The following is a 6,238-nucleotide window of genomic DNA, read 5'->3' on the forward strand; positions in this document are numbered from 1 at the left end:
GTTTCTGCCGCATCCCGCCGCCGACGGAACGCCGACGATCTATATCTACGAGCGTTGGCGCGATCGCGCTGCGTTCGAGTTTCATCACGCCCAGCCCTATACGCGCGACGTGTTCAGGCAATATCAGGACTGGCTTGCCGAGCCGGTTCGCCTGACCGAACTCGCCGACCAACTGGTGTAAAGAACATGGCCTCTCTCAAGGCGCTGAAAATGCGGATCGGGTCGGTCAAGTCGACCCAGAAGATCACCAAGGCGATGAAGATGGTCGCCGCCGCCAAGCTGCGCCGCGCGCAGGAAGCGGCGGAAGCCGGTCGCCCCTATGCCCAGCGGCTGGAAGCGGTCGTCGCACGCCTTGCCGCCAGTGTCGGCGGTTCGGACAATGCGCCGCTTTTGCTGTCGGGCACGGGCAAGGACCAGGTGCATCTGTTCGTCGTCGCCACCAGCGACAAGGGGCTGGCGGGCGCGTTCAACACCAACATCGCCCGCCTGGCGCGCCGCCGCGCCGACGAACTGATCGCGCAGGGCAAGACCGTGCGCTTCTATACGATCGGCAAGAAGGGCCGTGCGGTCCTCAATCGCCTGTATCGCGACCTGATCGTCCATTCAGAAGAGCCGGGCGACCTGGGCAAGCTGACCTTTGACAGCGCGCGCGGCTATGCCGACGACCTGATCGCGCGGTTCCAGGCGGGCGAGTTCGACGTCGCGCACTTGTTCTATGCCAATTTCAAATCGGTGCTGACGCAGGAACCGACCGAGCAGCAGATCCTGCCCGTGCGCGTGCCGACCGCCAGCGCCAGCCAGTCCGATGGCGGCGCGGTCATGGAATATGAGCCGGACGAGGAATCGATCCTCGCCGACCTGCTGCCGCGCAACGTCGCCATCCAGATCTATCGCGCGCTGCGCGAAAACGCCGCGTCGGAACAGGGTTCCAAGATGACGGCGATGGACAATGCCACGCGCAATGCCGGCGACCTCATCAAGCGGCTGAACATCGAATATAACCGCAGCCGTCAGGCCGCGATCACGACCGAGCTGGTCGAGATCATCTCAGGTGCGGAGGCGCTTTGATGCGGATGCGTGCCGGTCTTTCGCTGCTGGGCGCGGCGCTGCTTTCCGCCTGTGGTGGCGAAAGCGGCCCGACCGTGCTCGAGAACGAAGCGCGTGAGGCACAGACCGCCGCGACGATGGCAGGCTGGGACCGCGCCTTCTCGACGCCGCGCGAAACGATCGGCCGGGTCAACCAGTTCGGTTTCCACGCGGGCGACTATGCCGCCGATGGGGACACGTTCCTGACGCGCGGCGACCCGATCACCATGTCGCAGTCGGACGCGAAGGCGCCCAACAAGGCAATGTTCGAAGCCGCCGGCCCGACCGCCAACCGCTTCGAGCGCATGGTGTTTACCCTGGCGATCACCGATCCCGCCAATGCCGACACCGCCAAGCAGCGTTTCGCCGACATGCTGCGCGCGTTCCTGTCGCAATATGAACTGGAAGATGAAGGCGCGTTCGACGCCGTCATCGACGAGACCGACGCCGACGGCCCCGTCGCCGGCACGCCCGCTTCGATCGCCGTCGACCAACGCGAAGGCGATCAGCGGACGATCACCGTAACCTTTACCCGCCCGACCGGGACGACCCCGGTAATCCCAGACCAAGGACAAGCAGATGGCAACCGCGCCTGAACTCATCCGCCCCGCAGGCGGCACCAACAATGTCGGCCGCATCGCCCAGGTGATCGGTGCTGTCGTCGACGTGTCGTTCGACGGCACGCTGCCGGCGATCCTGTCGGCGCTGGAAACCGACAATAACGGCCAGCGCCTCGTCCTCGAAGTCGCGCAGCATCTGGGCGAGAACACCGTCCGCACCATTGCGATGGACGCGACCGAGGGTCTGACCCGCGGCCAGACCGTGACCGACACCGGCAACCAGATCCAGGTGCCAGTGGGTCCCGCGACGCTGGGCCGCATCCTGAACGTCATCGGCGAGCCGATCGACGAGCGTGGCCCTGTCGCCACCGACATGAAGGCGCCGATCCACGCCAAGGCGCCGGAATTCATCGAACAGTCGACCGAAAGCTCGATCCTCGTCACCGGCATCAAGGTCATCGACCTGCTCGCCCCTTATGCAAAGGGCGGCAAGATCGGCCTGTTCGGCGGCGCGGGCGTCGGCAAGACGGTGCTGATCCAGGAACTCATCAATAACATCGCCAAGGGTCATGGCGGCACCTCGGTCTTCGCTGGCGTCGGTGAGCGCACGCGTGAGGGCAACGACCTGTATCACGAATTTCTCGACGCCGGCGTCATCGCCAAGGACGAGGCGGGCAACGCGGTCAGCGAAGGATCGAAGGTTGCGCTGGTCTATGGCCAGATGAACGAACCGCCGGGCGCGCGCGCGCGCGTCGCGCTGTCGGGCCTGACGATCGCCGAATATTTCCGCGATGTCGAAGGACAGGACGTGCTGTTCTTCGTCGACAACATCTTCCGCTTCACCCAGGCGGGCGCCGAAGTGTCGGCACTGCTGGGCCGCATCCCGTCGGCGGTGGGTTATCAACCCACGCTGTCGACCGATATGGGCGCGCTGCAGGAACGCATCACCTCGACCAACAAGGGTTCGATCACCTCGGTTCAGGCCGTGTATGTGCCCGCCGACGATCTTACCGATCCGGCGCCGGCCACGTCGTTCGCGCATCTTGACGCGACGACGGTGCTGAACCGCGCGATTTCGGAACTCGGCATCTATCCGGCGGTCGATCCGCTCGATTCGACCAGCCGCGTGCTCGAGCCGCGCGTCGTCGGTCAGGAGCATTACGAAACCGCCCGCGCGGTGCAGTCGATCCTTCAGAAGTATAAGAGCCTTCAGGACATCATCGCCATCCTCGGCATGGATGAACTGTCGGAAGAGGACAAGCTGACCGTCAGCCGCGCACGCAAGATCCAGCGCTTCCTCAGCCAGCCGTTCCACGTCGCCGAAGTCTTCACCGGCATCCCCGGCGCATTCGTGCAGATCGAAGACACCATCAAGTCGTTCAAGGCGGTGGTAAACGGCGAATATGACCATCTGCCCGAATCGGCCTTCTACATGGTCGGCGGCATCGATCAGGCGGTCGAAAAGGCCAGGAAGCTGGCCGAAAACGCCTGATGACATGCCCCTCCCCTCCCCCATCAGCGGGGAGGGGATTTAGGAAATCGCGATGCCCCTGCACTTCGAACTCGTGACGCCCGAAAAGCTCCTCCGGTCGGAGGATGTGCATATGGTCGTCGTCCCCGGCACCGAGGGCGACTTCGGCGTGCTCGAAGGGCACGCGCCCTTCATGTCGACGATCCGCGATGGCGAGATCATGGTGCACAAGACCGCCGGCGCCGCGCCCGAGGCGATTCGCATCGAGGGTGGCCTTGCCGAAGTAACGACCCGCGGCCTGACGGTGCTGGCCGAAAAGGCGGGCTGAACGCCGTTAGGTCAGACTGCGCGCCAGAAGGAAGCCGGGCCGGCAACGCCCGGCTTCCTTGCGTTTCGGGCCACCGACGCCCGCCGCCCAACGTGGTTAGGTAATTGTCAAACCTTCCCGTTTACGCCTTTGGCCCGAAGTTGAAGGCGTTGAACAAGGGTCGGGCAATGAGCGCATTCGGGCGGCGAAGTGGCGTAACCAGTGGCGGGCGGCCGGCCTTTGGCGTCGCGCGGCCGATGCACGGCCCCGGCAATGGCCGGCCCGAACCCGATCTTGCCGATCAATTCCCCCCGCTCGACACGCTGCCGCTGCCGGGCGCGATGCATGGCATCGGCGTGGAAAGCGACCTTGCGACCTCCGCCTTCACTGGCGACGCGCTGCAACGATTGGCCGATCGCCAGGCTTCGTCGGGCGATGCGGCCAACAGCCGGGTCGAGGGGTTCGAAAGCTCGATCCACCGCATCAAGGAACAGGTGCTGCCGCGCCTGCTGGAACGCGTCGATCCAGAGGCCGCCGCCACCCTGTCCAAGGACGAGCTGGCCGAAGAGTTCCGGCCGATCATCCACGAGGTGCTGGCCGAACTGAAACTGACGCTCAACCGGCGCGAACAGTTCGCGCTGGAAAAGGTGCTGGTCGACGAGTTGCTGGGCCTCGGCCCGCTTGAGGAATTGCTGTCGGACCCTGCGATCAGCGACATCATGGTCAACGGTCCCGAACAGACCTTTGTCGAGCGCAAGGGCAAGCTGGAACTCGCCTCGATCCAGTTTCGGGATGAAGAACACCTGTTCCAGATCGCCCAGCGCATCTGCAATTCGGTCGGCCGGCGTGTCGACCAGACCACGCCGCTGGCCGATGCCCGCCTGAAAGACGGCAGCCGCGTCAACGTCATCGTCCCGCCGCTCAGTCTGCGCGGCACCGCGATCTCGATTCGTAAATTCTCCGCCAAGCCGATCACGCTCGACATGATGGCCAAGGGCGGGTCGATGTCGGAAAAAATGGCGACCTGTCTCAAGGTCGCGGGCGCGTGCCGGTTCAACGTCGTGATTTCGGGCGGCACGGGTTCGGGCAAGACGACGATGCTCAACGCATTGTCCAAGATGATCGACCCCGGTGAGCGCGTGCTGACGATCGAGGACGCCGCCGAATTGCGGCTCCAGCAGCCGCACTGGCTCCCCCTCGAAACCCGCCCGCCGAACCTGGAGGGCGTGGGCGAGATCACCATCCGCGATCTGGTGAAGAACGCGCTGCGTATGCGCCCCGACCGCATCATCCTGGGCGAAATCCGTGGCAGCGAGTGTTTCGACCTGCTGGCGGCGATGAACACCGGCCATGACGGGTCGATGGCGACGCTTCACTCCAACTCCCCGCGCGAATGCCTGGCGCGTATGGAGAACATGGTGATGATGTCGGACATCAAGGTGCCCAAGGAAGCGATCAGCCGCCAGATCGCCGATTCGGTCGACCTGATCGTTCAGGTCAAGCGCCTGCGCGACGGCTCCCGCCGCGTCACCAACATCACCGAAGTGATCGGCATGGAAGGCCCGGTGATCGTCACGCAGGAATTGTTCAAGTTCGAATATCTGGACGAAAGCGCCGACGGCAAGATCATCGGCGAATATCGCTCGATGGGCCTGCGCCCCTATACGCTGGAAAAGGCCAAGCAGTTCGGCTTTGACCAGGCGCTGCTGGAGGCCTGCCTCTAACGCGCCTTGCGGCAACGGTCAGAGCAGAATTTCACATTATCCCAGTCGCGCGCCCATTTCTTGCGCCATGCGAACGGACGGCCGCACGCTTCGCACATTTTGGTCGGCAGATGCGGCTTCTTATGCGCCATCGCCGTTCGCGCGGCGCCGGTCCCATTCGGTCAGTTCATAAGCGATCGACGCCTCGACCAGCGTTTCCCACATCGCCGCGACCGCATCCGACGGGATCGCGGCGGCCTGTGCGACGGCCACAGCCTGTTCGATCACCTGGCGTTTGCGCCCCTCGTCGCGCACCTGCCCGCGTTCGGCCTTGATGCGGGCGGCGGCGCGCATATAGCCGAAGCGCGTTGCCAGCAGCGCGACGAGTTGCCGGTCGAGCGCGTCGACTCCGGTGCGGACCTGGGCCATCGTGGTGCAGGCATCGGGTGAAATCGGCTGAGTCATGCCGCCGCGCTTAACCTGTGGTCGGCGCGGCGTCACCACTTGTCGCCAAGCACTTGTTGAAAGGCGATACTTCCGACAGAACAGACCCTCGTCAGTGGAGTCAGCGCCGATGTTCACCGCGTTCCTGCTTGCCGCCGCCCTCCCCCTTTCGCCCGTTCAGGACGACCGCGCCGAGGCGCCAAGGGCGGAGAAGAAGATCTGCAAGGGCCAGGCCAAGACCGGCACACGCGTGCGCGCAAAGCGGGTTTGCAAGACGCAGGCCGAATGGGACGCCGACGCACAGCTCAATCAGGATCAGGCCCGCGGCATGAGCAACATGCAGTCGCGCTGACGACTGCGATCTTGACTTGCCGTCGGGGCGACGCTACGGGCCACGGCTTCGCAATTCAGGCTCCGCACCCCGGTGAAGCGGCGGCCACGATGCAATCGCATCGGGCGATGACCGGGATCGCGATCATGGACGGTTTCAGGCCGATCAGGGTCAACGTCGTTGGCAATATTGCAAGGTAATTCACATGTCGAAGCGCTCCAGCGCCAAGTATAAACTCGATCGTCGCATGGGCGAGAATATTTGGGGCCGCCCCAAATCGCCCGTCAACAAGCGTGAATATGGTCCCGGCCAGCACGGCCAGCGCCGCAAGGGCAA

General features: G+C 64.4%; 9 protein-coding genes and 1 pseudogene. 8 read left to right on the forward strand and 2 right to left on the reverse strand.

Going from position 1 to position 6,238, the window contains the following annotated elements:
• From VL973_RS07700 to VL973_RS07725, 6 genes are all read left to right on the forward strand, one after another.
• Positions 1-181 (forward strand): putative quinol monooxygenase (locus VL973_RS07700; protein WP_325283444.1); only part of this gene is annotated, 181 nt, incomplete at its 5' end.
• A 5-nt stretch (positions 182-186) separates the two neighbouring features.
• A complete protein-coding gene (locus VL973_RS07705; RefSeq protein ID WP_325283445.1) occupies positions 187-1,068 on the forward strand; it encodes a F0F1 ATP synthase subunit gamma in 882 nt (293 codons plus the stop codon).
• The gene (locus VL973_RS07710) at positions 1,068-1,682 is read left to right on the forward strand and encodes a hypothetical protein (protein ID WP_325283446.1); all 615 of its coding nucleotides are present in this window, start codon (positions 1,068-1,070) and stop codon (positions 1,680-1,682) included. Before VL973_RS07705 ends, VL973_RS07710 begins: the two co-directional genes overlap by 1 nt.
• Entirely contained in the window at positions 1,666-3,138 is a 1,473-nt protein-coding gene (gene atpD, locus VL973_RS07715) for a F0F1 ATP synthase subunit beta (RefSeq protein WP_325283447.1), read from the forward strand. Before VL973_RS07710 ends, atpD begins: the two co-directional genes overlap by 17 nt.
• A gap of 52 nt (positions 3,139-3,190) precedes the next feature.
• Complete coding sequence (locus VL973_RS07720) at positions 3,191-3,445, forward strand: ATP synthase F1 subunit epsilon (RefSeq protein ID WP_325283448.1); 255 nt, start codon at positions 3,191-3,193, stop codon at positions 3,443-3,445.
• Positions 3,446-3,612: 167 nt separating this feature from the next.
• Positions 3,613-5,148: a TadA family conjugal transfer-associated ATPase gene (locus tag VL973_RS07725; protein WP_325283449.1), complete on the forward strand. Its 1,536-nt coding sequence runs from the start codon at positions 3,613-3,615 to the stop codon at positions 5,146-5,148.
• On the opposite strand, the gene VL973_RS07730 is transcribed toward VL973_RS07725, so the two are convergent.
• Both VL973_RS07730 and VL973_RS07735 read right to left on the reverse strand, forming a co-directional pair.
• The gene (locus VL973_RS07730) at positions 5,145-5,279 is read right to left on the reverse strand and encodes a DUF2256 domain-containing protein (RefSeq protein ID WP_325283450.1); all 135 of its coding nucleotides are present in this window, start codon (positions 5,277-5,279) and stop codon (positions 5,145-5,147) included. The two genes, VL973_RS07725 and VL973_RS07730, sit on opposite strands and share 4 nt — an antisense overlap.
• Positions 5,269-5,592, reverse strand: coding sequence for a chorismate mutase (locus VL973_RS07735; RefSeq protein WP_325283451.1), 324 nt, complete (start codon positions 5,590-5,592; stop codon positions 5,269-5,271). The genes VL973_RS07730 and VL973_RS07735 overlap by 11 nt, the downstream gene beginning before the upstream one ends.
• A gap of 109 nt (positions 5,593-5,701) precedes the next feature.
• On the opposite strand from VL973_RS07735, the gene VL973_RS07740 reads away from it, so the two are divergent.
• A complete protein-coding gene (locus VL973_RS07740) occupies positions 5,702-5,923 on the forward strand; it encodes a hypothetical protein (protein ID WP_325283452.1) in 222 nt (73 codons plus the stop codon).
• 184 nt (positions 5,924-6,107) lie between these two features.
• Positions 6,108-6,238 (forward strand): annotated as a pseudogene (locus VL973_RS07745) (30S ribosomal protein S4); the annotation flags it as partial.

It is taken from the genome of Sphingomonas sp., from assembly GCF_035490575.1.
In the GTDB taxonomy this organism is placed as follows: Bacteria; Pseudomonadota; Alphaproteobacteria; order Sphingomonadales; family Sphingomonadaceae; genus Sphingomonas.

What these genes read in the sequence shown, in the direction of transcription:
- VL973_RS07720 (WP_325283448.1), top strand. Translation starts at nt 3,191, where the DNA reads ATGCCCCTGCACTTCGAACTCGTGACGCCCGAAAAGCTCCTCCGGTCG.
- VL973_RS07725 (WP_325283449.1), top strand. Translation starts at nt 3,613, where the DNA reads ATGAGCGCATTCGGGCGGCGAAGTGGCGTAACCAGTGGCGGGCGGCCG.
- VL973_RS07735 (WP_325283451.1), bottom strand. Translation starts at nt 5,592, where the DNA reads ATGACTCAGCCGATTTCACCCGATGCCTGCACCACGATGGCCCAGGTC.
- VL973_RS07730 (WP_325283450.1), bottom strand. Translation starts at nt 5,279, where the DNA reads ATGGCGCATAAGAAGCCGCATCTGCCGACCAAAATGTGCGAAGCGTGC.
- VL973_RS07710 (WP_325283446.1), top strand. Translation starts at nt 1,068, where the DNA reads ATGCGGATGCGTGCCGGTCTTTCGCTGCTGGGCGCGGCGCTGCTTTCC.
- atpD (WP_325283447.1), top strand. Translation starts at nt 1,666, where the DNA reads ATGGCAACCGCGCCTGAACTCATCCGCCCCGCAGGCGGCACCAACAAT.
- VL973_RS07705 (WP_325283445.1), top strand. Translation starts at nt 187, where the DNA reads ATGGCCTCTCTCAAGGCGCTGAAAATGCGGATCGGGTCGGTCAAGTCG.
- VL973_RS07740 (WP_325283452.1), top strand. Translation starts at nt 5,702, where the DNA reads ATGTTCACCGCGTTCCTGCTTGCCGCCGCCCTCCCCCTTTCGCCCGTT.